General features: G+C 70.9%; 11 protein-coding genes and 2 pseudogenes. 6 read left to right on the plus strand and 7 right to left on the minus strand.

Annotated elements, in window-relative coordinates; all coding sequences use genetic code 11:
• Positions 1-30: 30 nt before the first annotated feature.
• The 4 genes from AB0F11_RS13440 to AB0F11_RS13455 all read right to left on the minus strand — a co-directional run bounded on the left by AB0F11_RS13440 (position 31) and on the right by AB0F11_RS13455 (position 5,177).
• Positions 31-1,149: an ionic transporter y4hA gene (locus tag AB0F11_RS13440; RefSeq protein WP_362171886.1), complete on the minus strand. Its 1,119-nt coding sequence runs from the start codon at positions 1,147-1,149 to the stop codon at positions 31-33.
• A 111-nt stretch (positions 1,150-1,260) separates the two neighbouring features.
• Positions 1,261-2,220, minus strand: a complete 960-nt coding sequence (locus AB0F11_RS13445) for a hypothetical protein (protein WP_362171888.1) — start codon at positions 2,218-2,220, stop codon at positions 1,261-1,263.
• Positions 2,221-2,430: 210 nt separating this feature from the next.
• Complete coding sequence (locus AB0F11_RS13450) at positions 2,431-4,056, minus strand: acyl-CoA synthetase (RefSeq protein WP_362171934.1); 1,626 nt, start codon at positions 4,054-4,056, stop codon at positions 2,431-2,433.
• A 14-nt stretch (positions 4,057-4,070) separates the two neighbouring features.
• Complete coding sequence (locus AB0F11_RS13455) at positions 4,071-5,177, minus strand: nitronate monooxygenase (protein WP_362171891.1); 1,107 nt, start codon at positions 5,175-5,177, stop codon at positions 4,071-4,073.
• Between the two features lie 144 nt (positions 5,178-5,321).
• Between AB0F11_RS13455 and AB0F11_RS13460 the strand changes: the two genes are divergently transcribed.
• Complete coding sequence (locus AB0F11_RS13460) at positions 5,322-7,325, plus strand: serine hydrolase (RefSeq protein WP_362171894.1); 2,004 nt, start codon at positions 5,322-5,324, stop codon at positions 7,323-7,325.
• Between the two features lie 56 nt (positions 7,326-7,381).
• Here AB0F11_RS13460 and AB0F11_RS13465 read toward each other — a convergent pair.
• Positions 7,382-7,503: pseudogene (locus AB0F11_RS13465) on the minus strand (IS5/IS1182 family transposase); the annotation flags it as partial.
• Between the two features lie 775 nt (positions 7,504-8,278).
• On the opposite strand from AB0F11_RS13465, the gene AB0F11_RS13470 reads away from it, so the two are divergent.
• From AB0F11_RS13470 to AB0F11_RS13490, 5 genes and pseudogenes are all read left to right on the plus strand, one after another.
• Entirely contained in the window at positions 8,279-8,686 is a 408-nt protein-coding gene (locus AB0F11_RS13470) for a DUF393 domain-containing protein (protein WP_362171897.1), read from the plus strand.
• A gap of 1,092 nt (positions 8,687-9,778) precedes the next feature.
• Positions 9,779-11,212 (plus strand): ice-binding family protein, encoded by a 1,434-nt coding sequence (locus AB0F11_RS13475; RefSeq protein ID WP_362171899.1) that lies wholly within the window; start codon positions 9,779-9,781, stop codon positions 11,210-11,212.
• Between the two features lie 160 nt (positions 11,213-11,372).
• On the plus strand, positions 11,373-12,065 hold the full coding sequence (locus AB0F11_RS13480) for a DUF5819 family protein (protein ID WP_362171937.1): 693 nt from the start codon (positions 11,373-11,375) through the stop codon (positions 12,063-12,065).
• The gene (locus tag AB0F11_RS13485) at positions 12,055-13,278 is read left to right on the plus strand and encodes an HTTM domain-containing protein (RefSeq protein ID WP_362171902.1); all 1,224 of its coding nucleotides are present in this window, start codon (positions 12,055-12,057) and stop codon (positions 13,276-13,278) included. Before AB0F11_RS13480 ends, AB0F11_RS13485 begins: the two co-directional genes overlap by 11 nt.
• 108 nt (positions 13,279-13,386) lie before the next feature.
• Positions 13,387-13,530: pseudogene (locus AB0F11_RS13490) on the plus strand (IS256 family transposase); the annotation flags it as partial.
• Positions 13,531-14,015: 485 nt separating this feature from the next.
• Here AB0F11_RS13490 and AB0F11_RS13495 read toward each other — a convergent pair.
• Positions 14,016-14,990: a nitroreductase/quinone reductase family protein gene (locus AB0F11_RS13495; protein WP_362171905.1), complete on the minus strand. Its 975-nt coding sequence runs from the start codon at positions 14,988-14,990 to the stop codon at positions 14,016-14,018.
• A gap of 300 nt (positions 14,991-15,290) precedes the next feature.
• Positions 15,291-15,640 (minus strand): transposase family protein (locus AB0F11_RS13500; RefSeq protein ID WP_362171907.1); only part of this gene is annotated, 350 nt, incomplete at its 5' end.

The following is a 15,640-nucleotide window of genomic DNA, read 5'->3' on the forward strand; positions in this document are numbered from 1 at the left end:
GGTCGGGCCATCAGCGTCACGGCCGCCGGCTCACGGGCTCACGGCGAGGAAGAGGTACGCCGCCAGCACCACGAGGTGCACGCCGCCCTGGAGCAGCGTGGCCCGGCCCGGCACGACGGTGAGGGCGCCGACCACGACCGTCAGGGCGAGCAGCACCGTGTGGATCGGGCCGAGCCCCAGCAGCAGCGGACCCGAGAGCCACACGGAGGCGAGCGCGATGGCCGGGATGGTCAGGCCGATGCTCGCGATGGCGGAGCCGTAGGCCAGGTTGAGGCTGGTCTGCACCCGGTTGCGGCGGGCGGCGCGGACGGCGGCGAGCGTCTCGGGCAGCAGCACGAGCAGCGCGATGATGACGCCGACGACGGCCTGCGGCAGGCCGGCCTTCGCCACGCCCGACTCGATGGTGGGCGAGACGGACTTGGCGTCGCCGACGACGGCGACCAGCGCGACGAGCAGCAGGCCGAGGCTGATCAGGGCGGCCCGGGCGGTGGGCCGGGCCGCATGCTCCCCGTCGCCGGAGGCGCCGTCGGGAGCACCGCCCGACGCGGTGGCCACGGGGAGGAAGTAGTCCCGGTGGCGGACCGTCTGGACGGCGACGAACAGCCCGTACAGGGCGAGCGAGGCGACAGCGGCGAAGGTCAGTTGGCCCGCGGAGAATTCGGGGCCGGGCTTGCTGGTGGTGAAGGTCGGCAGGACCAGGCTGAGCGTGGCCAGGGTCGCCACCGTGGCGAGCGCGGCACCGGACCCTTCGGCGTTGAAGACGGCGACCCGGTGGTGCAGGGCGCCCACCAGCAGGGACAGTCCGACGATGCCATTGCAGGTGATCATGACGGCGGCGAAGACGGTGTCCCGGGCGAGGGAGGCGGTCTTGTCACCGCCGTCGGCCATCAGGGTGACGATGAGGGCCACTTCGATGACGGTGACGGCGACGGCGAGGACGAGCGAGCCGAACGGCTCACCCACCCGGTGGGCGACGACCTCGGCGTGGTGGACGGCCGCCAGCACCGCACCCGCCAGGCACAGCGCGACGACGGCCACCGCCCATCCCGGCAGGTCCCGGCCCCAGCTGAACACCAGCGCGAGGAGCGAGACGAGCGGGACCACGACGGTCCAGTCGGTGACGGGGAACCTGCGGGATGCCGTACTCATTGCGCCAAACTGCCATGAACAGGGCGCTCGGTGCGAATAGGACGAGGGGGGCGCGTCGGCCGCAGGCCCCGGTGACGGACCGGAGCCTGCGGCCGGTGACCCCTGTTCGGGCTACCAGAAGATGACCACGTACCCGTCGCCGCCGGGGAGCCCAGGGTTGCCGGGGGCGCCGCTCGGGAGGCCGGAGGCGCCGCCCGCGCCGCCGTTGCCGCCCGCAGAGGCGCCGTTCGGCAGGCCGACGATGCCATCCACCGCAGCACCGCCCGTGATGCCGTTCCCGTCCTGTCCGTTCCGGGTCACCCCGCCGGTGCGGCACTTGCTTCCGGTGCCGCCGACACCGGGGTCGCCGTCAGCGCCAGCGGCGGCGGCGGTGCCGCCCGCGCCGCCGGTACCGCCCGTGCCGCCGGTCGCCGTGACGAGGGCGTCACCCTGGGACGAGGCCAGGGTGGTCGCGTCACCCGGACGGCCTGGACCCCCGCTGCCAGCCGGGCCCCCGTTGCCGCCCTGGCCGAAGGAGCCGCCAAGGCCGCCATCGCCGATGTCCACTGTGTAGGTCTTGGACGGCTTCACGGGGACGGTGCACCAGGCGAAGCCGCCGCTCCCGCCACCGCCACCGTTACCACCGTTTCGGCCTGCCACGTCAGTGGCGGCGCCACCGCCGCCACCGCCACCGCCGCCGCCGGCGCCCCAGGCCTGGACGAAGACAGAGGTGACGCCGGGCGGCGGCACGAAGGTCCCGTCACTCCTGTACTCCTGCACGCCGTGCGGCGTGGCTTTCGTGGTGGTCGGCTTCGGCTTGGGGTTCGACGGGTCGTCGCCCTCGTAGCGGCCCTCGTCGCGGCTCTCGTCGGAGCGGGGGTCGTCCGAGCCGGGGGCGTCGTGGCGCGCGCCCTGGTCCGGCGGGGGCTCCATCAAATTCACACCGGTGCGCATCGCGCGGTTGCCCTGGTCCCCGTCGGCTTGGGCCACCGGGGACATGACGAGCAGCTGGCCGGCGACGGCCGCCGCGGTCAGGGCCGCGACGCCGAAAGCGCGGCGCCGGGTGCGGCGGATGGTGGTACTCGCGTTCATGACTTCCTATCCTCCCCCGGCCGTGCCGGGCCGGAGGAGTGCGGTGAGGTGGGGGAATCGGACCGACCGCGTCGGTCCGTCGCCCATCTCACCGATGCCGCCGCGCGCCCCGGCACAGGCACGGCCGAGGGGTAGCCCGGCCGGCCCGCAAGGTTGGGCCGGCCAGCGTACGGCCGTGGGGCCGGGGGGCGCGGGGTCGGCCGCGTACGGTTACACCGCCCGGTCGCGGCCCTCCCAGTACGGGTCGCGCAGCCGCCGTTTGTACAGCTTGCCGTTGGGGTCGCGGGGCATGGCCGCGATGAAGTCGACCGTCCTGGGCCGCTTGTAGCCGGCCAGTCGGCTCTCGCAGTGGGCCAGGATCTCGGCGGCCAGCGCCTCCCCCGGCCCGTACCCGTCGGCCGGTTCGACGACCGCCTTGGCCTCCTCGCCCCAGTCGGGGTGCGGGATGCCGAAGACGGCGGCGTCGGCCACCGCCGGGTGCGTCAGCAGCGCGGACTCGATCTCCGCGGGGTAGATGTTCACCCCGCCCGAGATGATCATGTCTATCTTGCGGTCGCGGAGGAAGAGGTAGCCGTCCTCGTCGAGCAGTCCGAGGTCGCCGACGGTGAAGAAGTCCCCGATGCGGTTCTTGCGCGTCTTGCCCTCGTCCTTGTGGTAACTGAAGCTGCCGGTGTTCATCTTCATGTAGACGGTGCCGAGTTCCCCCGGGGGCAGCCGGTTGCCGTCGTCGTCGAAGACGGCCAGTTCGCTGATCGGCCAGGCCTTGCCGACCGTTCCCGGTTTCTTCAGCCAGTCCTCGGCAGTGGCGAACGCGCCGCCGCCCTCGCTGGCCGCGTAGTACTCCTCCACGCAGTGGCCCCACCACTCGATCATCGCCCGCTTGACGTGGTCCGGGCAGGGTGCGGCCCCGTGGACGGCGTGGCGCAGGGAGCTGACGTCGTACGCCGACCTCACCTCCTGCGGGAGGGCCAGCAGGCGGTGGAACTGGGTGGGGACCATGTGGGTGTGCGTGCAGCGACGGGTGTCGATCAGGCGGAGCATCTCCTCTGGCGTCCACTTGTCCATCAGGACCAGCGGGTGGCCGATGTGCAGGGAGGCTCCGGCGAACTGCAGGACGGCCGTGTGGTAGAGCGGCGAGCAGACCAGGTGGACGTTGCCGTCGAAGGGGCGGATGCCGAAGATGCCGAGGAAGCCGCCGAGGTACGTCTCCTCGGGGAGCTTGCCTGGCAGGGGGCGGCGGATGCCGCGCGGGCGGCCGGTGGTGCCGGAGGTGTAGTTCATGACCCAGCCGAGGGTGCGGTCCTCGGGGGGCGTGGCGGGCCGGCCGTCGAGGAGCTCGGCGTACGGGCGGAAGCCGGGGACGGCGCCGACGGCGTAGCGGTGGCTCGCGGGCAGGCCCGACTCGTCGGCCGCGGCGGTGGCGGCGTCGGCGAAGCGCTCGTGGGCGATGAGGACCTTGGCGCCGGAGTCGGAGACGATCCAGGCGATCTCGGGACCGACGAGGTGGTGGTTGACCGGTACGAGGTAGAACCCGGCCTGGGAGGCGGCGAGGTAGGCGGTGAGGAACTCGACGCCGTTGGGCAGGACGACGGCGAAGACGTCGCCGCGTTCGAGGCCGGCGGCGCGCAGACCGTGGACCAGGCGGTTGGCGTCGGCGTGCAGCCGGCCGGCGGTCCATTCCTCCCCCTGCGGGGTGACGAGGACGGTGCGCTCGGGGTCGGCGGCGGCCTGGGCCCAGAAGCCGTTCGGGAGCTCGACCGCCGGAGGGGTGGTGTCCCCGGCGCTCGCGGGAGTGCTGTCGGTGGCGGTGGCGGTGGCGCTGTCGTTGTCGGTCATTCGGCTCACGCCTCTCACGCTCGGCCGGCGATACGGGTGATGCGGTCGACGGCCCGTTCGAAGCCGCGGGTGAGGTCGTCGAAGACGGCCTGGACGCTGCGTTCGGTGGTCATGCGCCCGACGATCTGGCCGACCGGGGTCCCGAGCAGCGGCTGGACCTCGTACTTCTGGATCCGCGAGACGGCCTCGGCGACCAGCAGGCCCTGCAGCGGCATGGGCAGGGCGCCGGGGCCGGCCGGGTCGTCCCAGGCGTCGGTCCAGGCGGTGCGCAGCTGACGGGCCGGCTTGCCGGTGAGCGCGCGCGAGCGGACGGTGTCACCGGACCCGGCGGCCAGGAGCTTCTCGGTGAGGGCGCGGGAGTGCAGGTCGGCCTCGGTGGTGGTCAGCCAGAGGGAGCCGAGCCAGACGCCCTGGGCGCCGAGGGCCAGGCCGGCGGCGATCTGCTCGCCGCTGCCGATGCCGCCGGCGGCGAGGACGGGCAGCGGGGCGACGGCGTCGACGATCTCGGGGACGAGGACCATGGTGGCGATCTCACCGGTGTGGCCGCCGGCCTCGTAGCCCTGGGCCACGACGATGTCGATACCGGCCTCGGCGTGGCGGCGGGCGTGCTTGGCGCTGCCGGCGAGGGCGGCGACCAGGACGCCGTGGTCGTGGGCGCGGGCGATGACGTCGGCGGGCGGGGAACCGAGGGCGTTGGCGAGGAGCTTGACGGGGTAGTCGAAGGCGACGTCGAGCTGGCTGCGGGCCACCTGCTCCATCCAGCCGGTGATCCGCCAGCCGGAGGCCTCGCCCTCGGGGAGTTCGGGGACGTGGTGCTTGGCGAGGGTGTCGCGGACGAAGTCGCGGTGGCCGGCCGGGATCATCGCCTCGATGTCGGCTTCGCCGATGCCGTCGACGGCCTTCTTGGCGGGCATGACGACGTCGAGGCCGTAGGGCTTGCCGTCGGTGTGCGCCTGCATCCAGTCGAGGTCGCGGCGCAGGTCGTCGGGGGCGGTGTAGCGGACGGCGCCGAGCACGCCGAATCCGCCGGCCCGGGTGATGGCCGCGGCGACGGCCGGGAACGGGGTGAAGCCGAAGATGGCGTGCTCGACTCCCAGTCTGTTGCTCAGCTCCGTCTGCATGGGCGGCAGCATGCCGCAGGGTGGCGGCCGAGGGAAGGGGTTTTCTGATGCAGCGTCAGATTCTTTCCGGCTCGGTCGGTGCGGGCCGGGGGACCTGGGCGGGCAGATACTTCGAGAGGCCGCTCGGGCAGACAGGAGGCCGCAATGAACCACGACACGGGGGACCCCGGCACGACCCACGCCCACACGCCGCCACACTCGCGGCCCGCGCCGGAGGGGGCCGGGGCCGCGCCGGAGGCGGCGGTGCCCGCGCCGGAGGGGGCTGCGCCCGTGGCGAAGGGGGCCGGGGCCGCGCCGGAAAGGGCCGGGAGCGCGCCCGAGGGGGCCGGGAGCGCGGCGGCCGGCGCAGAATCGGTTTCCCTCGGCGGAACCGGCATCAGCCGGCGGGGGCTCGGGGGGCGACTGCTGGCACTCGGCGGGGTGCTGCTGCTGCACGGCGCGCTGGCGGGGGCGGCGGGTGCCGCAGGGAACCCCGCCGAGCGGCGCGCCCTCCAGGGGCTCCGCCTGCGCTACGGCTCCGCGCGCCAGGCCGGGCTGCTGGAACGGCAGCTGGAGCAGGTGGTGGAGGAGGCCCGCCGCTTCCTCGGCCCCTCCCCCCTGCACCCGTACTACGCCGGGGCCGTGGTCCTCGCCGGCCGCGGCCGGACCGTCGCCCTGCACCGGGCGATGGGTGATGCGGTCCGGTACGCGGACTACGACGGGCGGACCGACCGGGCCCTGGAATTCCCGGCACCGGAGCGCATCGCCATGGCCGAGGACACCGTTTTCGACCTCGCGTCGCTGACGAAGCTGTTCACCTCGCTGCTCGCCGTGCAGCTGATGGAGCGGGGGCAACTGGAGCTGGAGGCCCGGGTCGACCGGTACCTGCCCGAGTTCACGGGTGGCGGCAAGGAGCTCATCACCGTACGGCAGCTGCTCACGCACACCTCGGGCCTGCGCTCGTGGGCGCCGTTCTACCGGGAGTCCACCCGTGCGGGGCAGTTGAGGCTGCTGTGGTCCGTGGTTCCGCAGGAGCCGCCCGGGACGGTGTACCGCTACTCGGACCTGAACCTGATCACGCTGCAGCTGCTCCTGGAACGGATCACCGGTCACCCTTTGGATGTCCTGCTCCAGGACGAGATCACCGCTCCGCTCGGGATGCACCGCACGCGCTACAACCCACCGCTCTCCTGGCGCCGGGTCACCGCCGCCACCGAGGTGCAGCGCCCGCCGTGGTCCGGCCTGGACCGCGGCCTGGTCTGGGGCGAGGTCCACGACGAGAACGCGTACGCCCTCGGCGGCGTCGCCGGCCACGCCGGCGTCTTCGGCACGGCCTGGGACCTGGCCGTCCTCGCCCGCACCCTCCTCGACGGCGGCGTCTACGCCGGCAAGCGCATCCTGCGCCCCGCCTCCGTCGAGCTGCTCTTCACCGACTTCAACACCGCCTTCCCGGGCGACGACCACGGCCTCGGCTTCGAGCTCTACCAGCACTGGTACATGGGCGCCATGGCCACCCCGCACTCCGCCGGCCACACCGGGTTCACCGGTACCTCCCTCGTCCTGGATCCCTCCACCGACTCCTTCCTGATCCTCCTGGGCAACTCCGTCCACCCGGTCCGCACTTGGCGGGCCGGCAGCGCCCCGCGGGTCGCGGTCGGCAACCGCTTCGCCCGCGCCGTCCCCGTCCGCACCCGGCACGGCGGCGCCGCCTGGTTCTCCGGCATGGACACCGGCGGCTCCGGCACCCTGGCCCTGCCGCCCCTCACCCCGGCCACGTCCGCCGCCCGGCTGCGGTGCGCGGTGTGGTGGGACACGGTGCCCGGCGAGGGCGCCTTCCACGTGGAGGCCTCGGCCGACGGGGCCGCCTGGGAGCCGCTGCCGTTCAGCACGGTCCGCACCACCGGGGGCTCCCCCGAACAGTGGCCCGACGGCACGGCCGGCGGCTGGTCCGGCCGCATCTGGCACCGCCTCGAAGCCCCCCTCACCGCCTGGGCGGGCCGCCCGGTGCACCTCCGCTTCCGCCACACGGCCACCGGCCGCTACGTCGGCCGCGGTGTGTACGTGGACGTCATCCGCGTCGCGGAGCCGGGCCGCCTCCTCTTCTCGGAAGACCGCCCCGCCGACGCGGCCGCCCTCGAACCCACCGGCTGGACCCGCTCCTGCGACTAAAGCGTGTTGCAGAAGGTCCGTCGCGGCCAGGCCGATGTGGTGTTTGACCTGCTGTTTCACCGTGCGAGGGCGAGGTTGTGCATGGTGGCGACGGCCTGGACGGCATGGTGGAGGCCATCGGCTCGGCGCGGGCACGGACCCGGCGGTGCCCGGCGTTGTGCTGGTCGCGCGGTCGAAGTCGAAGTCGGCGAGGATGGGGGGAGCGACGTGCACGAGGGCTGCGCGGAACGCCTCGGGCGGGGCCGGCGGCGGGACGACGGACGGCCGGGGCGCGGTGCTCATACGGCTTCGGTCCTCTCCTCCTGGTCCGGTTCGCCCGCCTGGTAGGCGTTGGCGAGGGTGATGATGTGCCGGCGAGACCAGCCGACGCGACGACTTGGCGCAGCGTTCTGCCCGCAGCGGTCGACGGAGCCGGTGCAGCCCCCAGTGTGACCAAGGTGCGCCTGCGCCCCCGCGCGAGGACGCCCTCCGCCCGGCGGACAGCCTGAGTGCATCGTCCACATCGGCCTGCACGGCATCGGTCAGGGGGTCGTCCGCGGCTCGCACCACACCCGCATGAACGGTCCTCTGTACTTGACGCTGTGAAGTCCCCGGAAAGCTGATCGAGACGGAGGAAGCGGGCCTCCGAGTGCCGGGCAGGAGCCACACGGAGCCGGAAGCCGTGCCACAACGTGCCAGTAAGAGCGGTCAACAGCGGACCCACCGGGTTCACCCATGCCCACCAGCAGAGGCCCTCAAGCGGTTCTCGGAGGTCAGGAGCACGATTACACCAAGTGCCGAGTGATTCCCAAGCTGGAGATGACCTGCAACGGGGAGTGCCACGGCCTGCCTGCAAACGACCCGCGCGCGAAGCGACGATGCTGTACTTCGAGCTGAGCGAAGCCCGCCCAGCCGCCGTGGATCCGGACCCGGCCGGCCGCCTCCGGGGGCGTCGCATGACAAGGAGATCCACCATGGCCGAACGGCCGACCCTGCTGTACGACGGCGACTGCGGATTCTGCACCCGAGCCGTCAACGTCGCCGTGCGCCTGCTGGATCCCGACGCCGTCGTCACTCCCTGGCAGTACGCCGATCTGGACGCACTGGGCATCACCGCCGAACGGGCCGACCGGGAGGTTCTGTGGATCGGACCCGGTACGTCCGATGTACACGGCGGCGCGCAGGCGGTGGCGCAGCTGCTCAAACAAGGCCCGTGCCGGCCCTGGCGGCTCGCAGGGCAGGCCATGACACTGCCCCCGATCAGCTGGATCGCCCGGCTCGTGTACCGGGTGGTCGCCCGGAACCGGCACCGCCTACCAGGCGGCACGGCGGCCTGTTCCCTACCTGCTCATCTGCGACCCGCCACGCGTGATGGGGCATGACAGCGAGCCCGCCAAGCCTGGAAGAGACGCCGTTTTCGTGGTCGCCCTCCGCGGCAGGGAGGTCGTGACTGTCCGATCTCAGGACCCTGCCGACCACTGGGATGTCCGCGCAGCGACTGCGCCCTGAGCGCTCGGGGCGTGGCGGGCGTGGCCACCGGCACAGGGGCCTCGTAGGCGAACCGGCCCCGCGTCCTCCAACACCTGCACCTCCTTGGCGGATCTGCGCCCCGCCGGCACGCGGGCGTTGAGCCCCGCATGACCATGGGGTCCTTCAAGCTCCCGGCAGAGGAAACCGCCGTGGATATCGTCGCCGAGGCCGGCTATCAGGGCATGGTCACTCGGACCGCAGGCGCGTGGTGGCGCATCCGCACCGCACGTTCGAGAAGAAGGCCCCCACCGGTGCGAGGCGTCAGCCAGGCCCGCACCCGCATGTGCCCTGGGTGACGGTTCGCGTTGGAGAGGTGCCAGGCACGGTTCGGCTCGCACCGGGCGCAACCCGTTGCACACCTGGTTCGCCGCATCGGGCGGGCTGCCCATTCGTCGAGCCGGTCCGCGAGCTGACCCGCCGGGTGTGGCCCGAGATTAAGGAGCGATCTCCAGCCGATTGCCGCTGGACTCACGCTCGGGCCGGGGAAACGAGATCAGCGAGTATCGCTCACGAATTCGAGCAAGTAAGTGTTCGAGTCGTATGAGGAAGGGAGATGAAACGCTCCTCCTTTCAACCTCAGAGGCATTCGAATTGACGGAGGAATTGATCGGCGCGCCCGTCCTGCAACACGTTCGCGAGATCACCCGCATGGCGGCACTTTTCTTGCGTGGCAGGTTTGATCGAATCACCAGATGGACGGCTTTACCTCATGCGGGTTAATCGCGCTCCCCCCAACGAGGGGAACGTAGGATGATAGGTGCGGTGAGTTTTTATATTTTCATCGCGCTTTGCGAGGTTGTATATGTTTGCAGTCCACCCTTCCCCTCTTTTCCTGTCTTTGTCGGGGGGATGTGGCTGCGTAATATGCGGGCGACAACAACAAGGCTTCCCGGGCGATCGGTAGGAGCCCGGTTGCCACGGCCCCACAGGAAGTGGCCCCCTCGATGAAGCTGAAAACTCTTCAAGCGGATCAGCTCCGCTCTCTCCCCGGTTGGCTGGCCTCGGCCCTCGCCGCAACGATTGCGGCTGCGCTGGTTGCCGTGACGTCGACGCAGGCGGCGGCCATCGCGACCCCCGTGCCTCTGGCCACAGCCGCCAGCTTTTCCGTTCTGGCAGGTGCGGGCGTCACCAACACCGGACCCTCCGTGATCGGTCACGACCTCGGGACGCACCCGACCCCGGCCATGACCGGGTTCCCGCCCGGCGAGGTGCTCGGCGCCGTGCACGCCGCCGACGCCGTGGCGCTGCAGGCCAAGTCCGACCTGGTCACGGCGTACGACAACGCGGCTGGGCAGGCCACCAACTTCGCACTCGCGGCGGGAATCGGAAACGGCACCACTCTGCTTCCGGGCGTCTACACCGCGTCTTCCGGGGTCGGACTCACCGGCGACCTAATTCTGGACGCCGGCGGAATCTCGAGTTCCGTCTGGGTGTTCCAGATTCCGGAAGCTCTGACGACGGCGTCCTCCAGCCGAGTGCTTCTGACGAACGGCGCTTCGCCGTGCAATGTGTACTGGCAGATCGGGAGTTCCGCCACCCTCGGCACGAATTCCACCTTCGTGGGCACCATCATGGCCCTGACGGACATCCACGTCACCACGGGGACGAACATCGAGGGCCGTGCGCTGGCCCGTAACGGTGCCGTGACGCTCGACAACAACAGGATCTTCCTCGGGGCGTGCTCGACCACCACTACGGGTGGTACTACGACCGGTACCCCGACCGCCGGTACAACTACCGGTACCCCGACCGCCGGTACAACTACCGGTACCCCGACGGCCGGCACAACTGCCGGTACCCCGGCTCCCGGTACGACGACCGGCACGACCCTGGGTCTGATCGGTGGCGGCCTCCTGGGCGGGCCCAACGTCGGCCTCGTGAGCGGCGGCACTTCAGGGAACATCGCCGGCAACACTGCCGGGAACACCGCGGGCAACACCGCCGGGAACTCCACCACTGGCGGGAACACTGTGGGCAACAACGCCGGGATCACCACCGGCGGGTACATCGGCGGCAAGCCCGGCGGACCGGGCAGGGAGCACGGCGGTAAGCCCGGCGGACTGAGCGGCGGGTACACCGGCAAGTCCGGCGGACTGAGCGGCGGATACACCGGCAAGCCCGGCAGGCCGGGCAAGGAGTACACCGGCAAGCCCGGCAGGCCGGGCAAGGAGCAGGGCGGCAAGCCCGGCGGACCGGGCAAGGAACAGGGCGGCTGGCCCGGCGGGCCGGGCAAGGAGCAGGGCGGCTGGCCCGGCGGGCCGGACAAGGAGCAGGGCGGCTGGTCGGTCGATGAACACGGCCACGGCGACCACGGCGAGCACTACGGCTACGGGGCCAAGCCTGCGAATCACGAGGAACACAGAGGTCACGAGGGCTAGGCGGCAGGCCGCATCAAGCCCTTCCACCGGATGACGGCGCGCGGCGGAATCCACGGCGAACCGCCGCGCGCCGCTCGTGAGGACCCCTCAGACCTCAGGTGCGCACAGGAGACGAAGAAAGACAGGGTGGGCGGTGCCGAGCAGAATTGAATCAGTGGGCATGAAGAAACATCAGCAGTCCGATACGAGCCCGGCCCCTCGGCAATGCCAGGAAGAGGCGGACGCGCCGGCCGGGCAGGCTGTGGCTGGATTTGCATTGAAAACAGGGCTGCACACCGCCGTATTCCTGTGTCTGGCGACAGCCTTGATCCACGTCGTTCTCGTGTTCCTTCATGTGGCTCCGCCCAACCCGGTGTCGCAGCGCTACAGCGCCCAGGTGAACGGATGGGTGTTCCCCCTGTTCGAACAGAACTGGCGACTCTTCGCCCCGGACCCCGACCCCGCCAACCGGAAAATCCTGGCCAAAACCGCGCACACGGATTCCAGTGGATCCATGCAGGTAAGCCCCTGGTTCGACCTGACCGCGGTGGACAATTCCGCAGTCGACCACAACGTATTTCCGAGCCATACGGCCCAGAACCTCTTGCGCCGCGCCTGGACCGCCTATGACGAAACGCACGGCGGAGACGACTCGGCGCGCTCAGAACGGGCCGTGATGTTGCAGGAATATCTGCGCAACATCGCCGCCGACCGCATGGCTGCCCACCACAACGGCGGAACTTTCGAGTTCATTCAGCTTCAGGTCGTCACGCTACCCATCGCTGCTCCTGGCTCAGCCGCCGGGAACCACCCGCCGGCCCCCGTCCAGAACCGGCTCCTGCCTTGGTGGAAGGTGACCCCCCATGGGAAATGAGCAGATCCCCCACCACCACCCCATGCCAGCCACTCCACACCGACCCGCAGGCCACGGGACGTCGGTCGTCCGCACAGTCCACCGGTGGCTCCTCGGCCGGATCGGTGCTTTCTGGACGCTCCTCACCGACCGGCCGGTGTCCCTGTATGCCGCGTCGGTTCTGCGCATCGGCTACGGGCTCCTCTACCTGGCCTTTCTGCTGCGTGAGTTCCCGCACCGCGATGAGATCTGGGGCCCCGGATCCCCCTGGACACCCGCGCTGGCAGAACAGCTCTTCGACCAGACGGGTTGGAACAGCTTCCTGGTCCTGTCCGACAGCCGTGCCTACTTCGAATCCTGCTACGTGATGGCGCTCATCACGTCCGCGCTGTTCGTGCTGGGCTGGCGGACCCGCGCCATCTCCGTCCTCTTTGCCGTCGTGGTGACTTCGTTCCACGCAAGAGCGATCTTCATGACGGATGGCGGCGACAACCTGGTCCTGCTGATGGCCATGTACCTCGTCCTCACCGCGTGCGGCCGACGCTGGTCCCTGGACGCTCGCCGAGCTCGGCTCAGGACGGCTCGTACGGGCAGCGCGCCCGAGCCGGTGCGGAGCTTCTGCGCACAGCAACTCCGGGACGCCCGAACCACCTTGACCACCGTGGTACACAACTGCGCCATGTTCGTCATCGCAGCCCAAGTCTGCTTCCTCTACGGATCAGCCGGCCTGTACAAGGTGCAAGGTCCTACCTGGGGCGGCGGCACCGCTCTGCACTACGCCCTGAACCTCGAACTCTTCCAACCATGGCCCGCACTCTCCCACCTCGTGGACGAGTACCCGCTCCTGATCGCGATCGCCGGCTACATGACGGTGCTCTTGCAGGTAGCTTTCCCGTTCGTGCTCTTCGGCAGGCTCAAGTATCCCGTTCTGACCCTGCTGCTGAGCATGCACATGGGTATCGCGCTGCTCATGGGACTACCTCTCTTCTCCGGCGCGATGATCATTGCGGACGCCGTGTTCCTTCCGGACCGCTTCTACGTCTTCGTGTCTCATCTGTGGCGACGCGCTACACAGCGCACAGGGATGTACCCTCCGGCACCCCGCCGGGCGGCGGGAACCGGATCCGTACCTTCGCAGGGCGGGCCCAACAAACCCAGCGCGAAACGTCGAGCCACTCCGGCAGGGCAGCGGGGAACTGTGCTCGCTACCGGGCGTACGTCCGACCAGGACTGAGAGACACGGGACTGTGAAGAGAAAGGTGTAACTCCACTCACGGAAGAGTGCACCTGTGACCGGCGAGAACATAGCCAAGCCGTCTGAGGCGGGGCTGCGCCGGCGGCTGTGGATGACCAGTTCCTGAACGAGCTCGTGGCCCGGGCCCAGGCCGAGGGGCTGCAGCTGACAGGTGAGGGCGGGCTGCTCCAGCAGCTGACGAAGAGGCTGCTGGAGTCCGCCCTCGAAGGCGAGATGAGCGATCAGCTCGGTCCTTCGGGCCTCGTTCCGCTGTGCCGCCCGCCAGGACTGGGACAAGATCGCCAAGGCTCCTGGTCGGTCCGGCGGGGTACGGGGCCGCCGTGATGGTGGTCGTCCGGTCCGGGCTCGGACCAGCGAGCTGGAACGTGCTCACGGAGGGCACCGCCGAGGCGCTGGGCATCTCGTTCGGCTGGGCGACGAACCTGAGCTCCGTCCTCGTTCTGCTCGCATGGATCCCCCTGCGGGAGCTGCCCGGGCCGGGCACCGTTCTCGACGTCGCCATCGTCGGATTCGCAGCGGACGCCACCGCGGCCGTGCTGCCCGACCCGCAGGGAATGCCGGCACAGGTCGGCTACCTCGTCGCGCTGGAACCGCCGGGGCGGGAACCGTGCTCGTCGCCTCGTGCATCGGGCCCCTCGTCGGCTTCTTCCTGCCGCTGGCAGCGGTTCGCCTGCCTGCGCTCGGGGCAGGCAGGCGGCCTGACAGGGACGGCGCCCTCAGTGGCCGGGGCCCGTCTGCGCCGGCGGGCGGCCCGGCGGGAAGGGGATCTCGGCCAGGAGCGGGAGGAGTTGCTCCTCCTCGTGGTCGAGGTGGGCGGCGAGCTCCTCGGACATCCGCTCCAACTCGGCCCGGAACCGGTCGGGATCGGCGTCGGCGATGTCGGCGAGGAGCGCACTCAGCTCCTGCTGGAGGCGTGCGATCGTCCGGTGCTCGGCGGCGAGCCGCCGGAAGGTGTCCTCCAGCTCGGGGTGCGCGGCCTGGAGAGCCGGGAAGACGTGCGCGTCCTCGCCGGTGTGGTGGAACTCCAGCGCCTGGCAGAAGGCCAGGCAGTGCTGCCGTATCTGCAGTCCCAGGCCCGGTGCGGGCGCCGGGCCGCCGGTGTCGCGGTGCGCGGCCCGCGCCGCGAAGTGCGCCTCGGTCTCGGCGCGTACGTGGCGCAGCTGGGCCCGTAGCCAGACGTGCACCTCGACGAGCTTGTCGGCGAGGCTCCGGACCTCGGCCGGCCCCTCCCCCGTCGCCGGGTCGTTGCGCTCCAGGACGACGACCGGGAGGGTCCGCGCCGTTGCGGCCTGGTACGTGGCGTACCCGGGCGCGGCGGCGACGGCGTACGCGAACAGCCGGTCGCGACGCTCGCCTTCGGCGGGGACGGCGATGGCCTCGAAGGTCTCGCTCCCCGTCTCGACGTGGACGACGGGGTGGGCGAGGAGGTTGTGGTACCAGGCGGGGTGGCGGGGCGCGCCGAGGTTGGAGCCGATGACGAGGAGTCCGTCCTCGTGCGGGAGGTACCCGAGCGGAGTGGTGTGACGGGCACCGGACTTGGCTCCGGTGGTGGTGAGGAGCAGCAGGTCACTGCCCTCGAAGGGACCGCCGACCTTGCCGCCGTTGGCGCGGAACTCGTCGATGACCCATTGGTTGAAGGGCGTGGGCGTGGGCGTGGAGGCGGGTGTGGAGGTGGGTGTGGAGCTGGTCATGGGAAGTCTGGTCTCCCTGGAGCGCGGTGCAAGGGGTGAAGGGGCGCGCCGGGCGGTACGGGTACGCCGGCGGCGGGGCGGCGCAGGGGGCGCGAGGGCGCCGGTGCGTCGCCGGATGATCAGGCGTTGCCCGTGAGGAAAGGACTCATGAGGTCGTCCCTGGTGAAGGTGGTCGCCCGATCGCCGGCCGGCCCAGATCTCTTTGGCCGGCGCCACGCGCCACACCCCGCATTAAACGATCATCCGCATGCGCTGTCAACGCGCCCCGGTACCGCGGCGGTCAGTGAGCCTTTTCCATCTTCAGTCTGAGCTGGCCTGATGCAGGCAGAGGCCAGCCTGGACGAGGCTCGTGATGCGGGTGGTCGAGCATCGCGGCTTGCGCAGCAGTCGCCAGGACTTGAGGGTGGCGACGGCCTGTTCGGCGAGGGCCCGAATCTTGGCGTGGCAGCGGTTGACCGCCTGCTGGCCCATGGACAGGGTCTCCCATCGGCCCCGGTAAGGGACACGGACCGTGCCGCCGGCTCCGCGGTACGCCTTGTCGGCCCAGCACGGGAGGCCGGCCTCGGCAAGAGCGTCGATAATGCCGTTCTCGCGAGCAGCGCGGACGTCGTGGACGGCTCCGGGAAGGGCGGGTGATGCCCACAACAGAC

Source organism: Streptomyces sp. NPDC032472, assembly GCF_040636955.1.
Taxonomy (GTDB): Bacteria; Actinomycetota; Actinomycetes; order Streptomycetales; family Streptomycetaceae; genus Streptomyces.

Bases quoted from the DNA above. Each gene is read 5' to 3' on its own strand.
- AB0F11_RS13440 (WP_362171886.1), bottom strand. From the start codon at position 1,149: ATGAGTACGGCATCCCGCAGGTTCCCCGTCACCGACTGGACCGTCGTG.
- AB0F11_RS13445 (WP_362171888.1), bottom strand. From the start codon at position 2,220: ATGAACGCGAGTACCACCATCCGCCGCACCCGGCGCCGCGCTTTCGGC.
- AB0F11_RS13450 (WP_362171934.1), bottom strand. From the start codon at position 4,056: ATGACCGACAACGACAGCGCCACCGCCACCGCCACCGACAGCACTCCC.
- AB0F11_RS13455 (WP_362171891.1), bottom strand. From the start codon at position 5,177: ATGCAGACGGAGCTGAGCAACAGACTGGGAGTCGAGCACGCCATCTTC.
- AB0F11_RS13460 (WP_362171894.1), top strand. From the start codon at position 5,322: ATGAACCACGACACGGGGGACCCCGGCACGACCCACGCCCACACGCCG.
- AB0F11_RS13470 (WP_362171897.1), top strand. From the start codon at position 8,279: ATGGCCGAACGGCCGACCCTGCTGTACGACGGCGACTGCGGATTCTGC.
- AB0F11_RS13475 (WP_362171899.1), top strand. From the start codon at position 9,779: ATGAAGCTGAAAACTCTTCAAGCGGATCAGCTCCGCTCTCTCCCCGGT.
- AB0F11_RS13480 (WP_362171937.1), top strand. From the start codon at position 11,373: ATGAAGAAACATCAGCAGTCCGATACGAGCCCGGCCCCTCGGCAATGC.
- AB0F11_RS13485 (WP_362171902.1), top strand. From the start codon at position 12,055: ATGGGAAATGAGCAGATCCCCCACCACCACCCCATGCCAGCCACTCCA.
- AB0F11_RS13495 (WP_362171905.1), bottom strand. From the start codon at position 14,990: ATGACCAGCTCCACACCCACCTCCACACCCGCCTCCACGCCCACGCCC.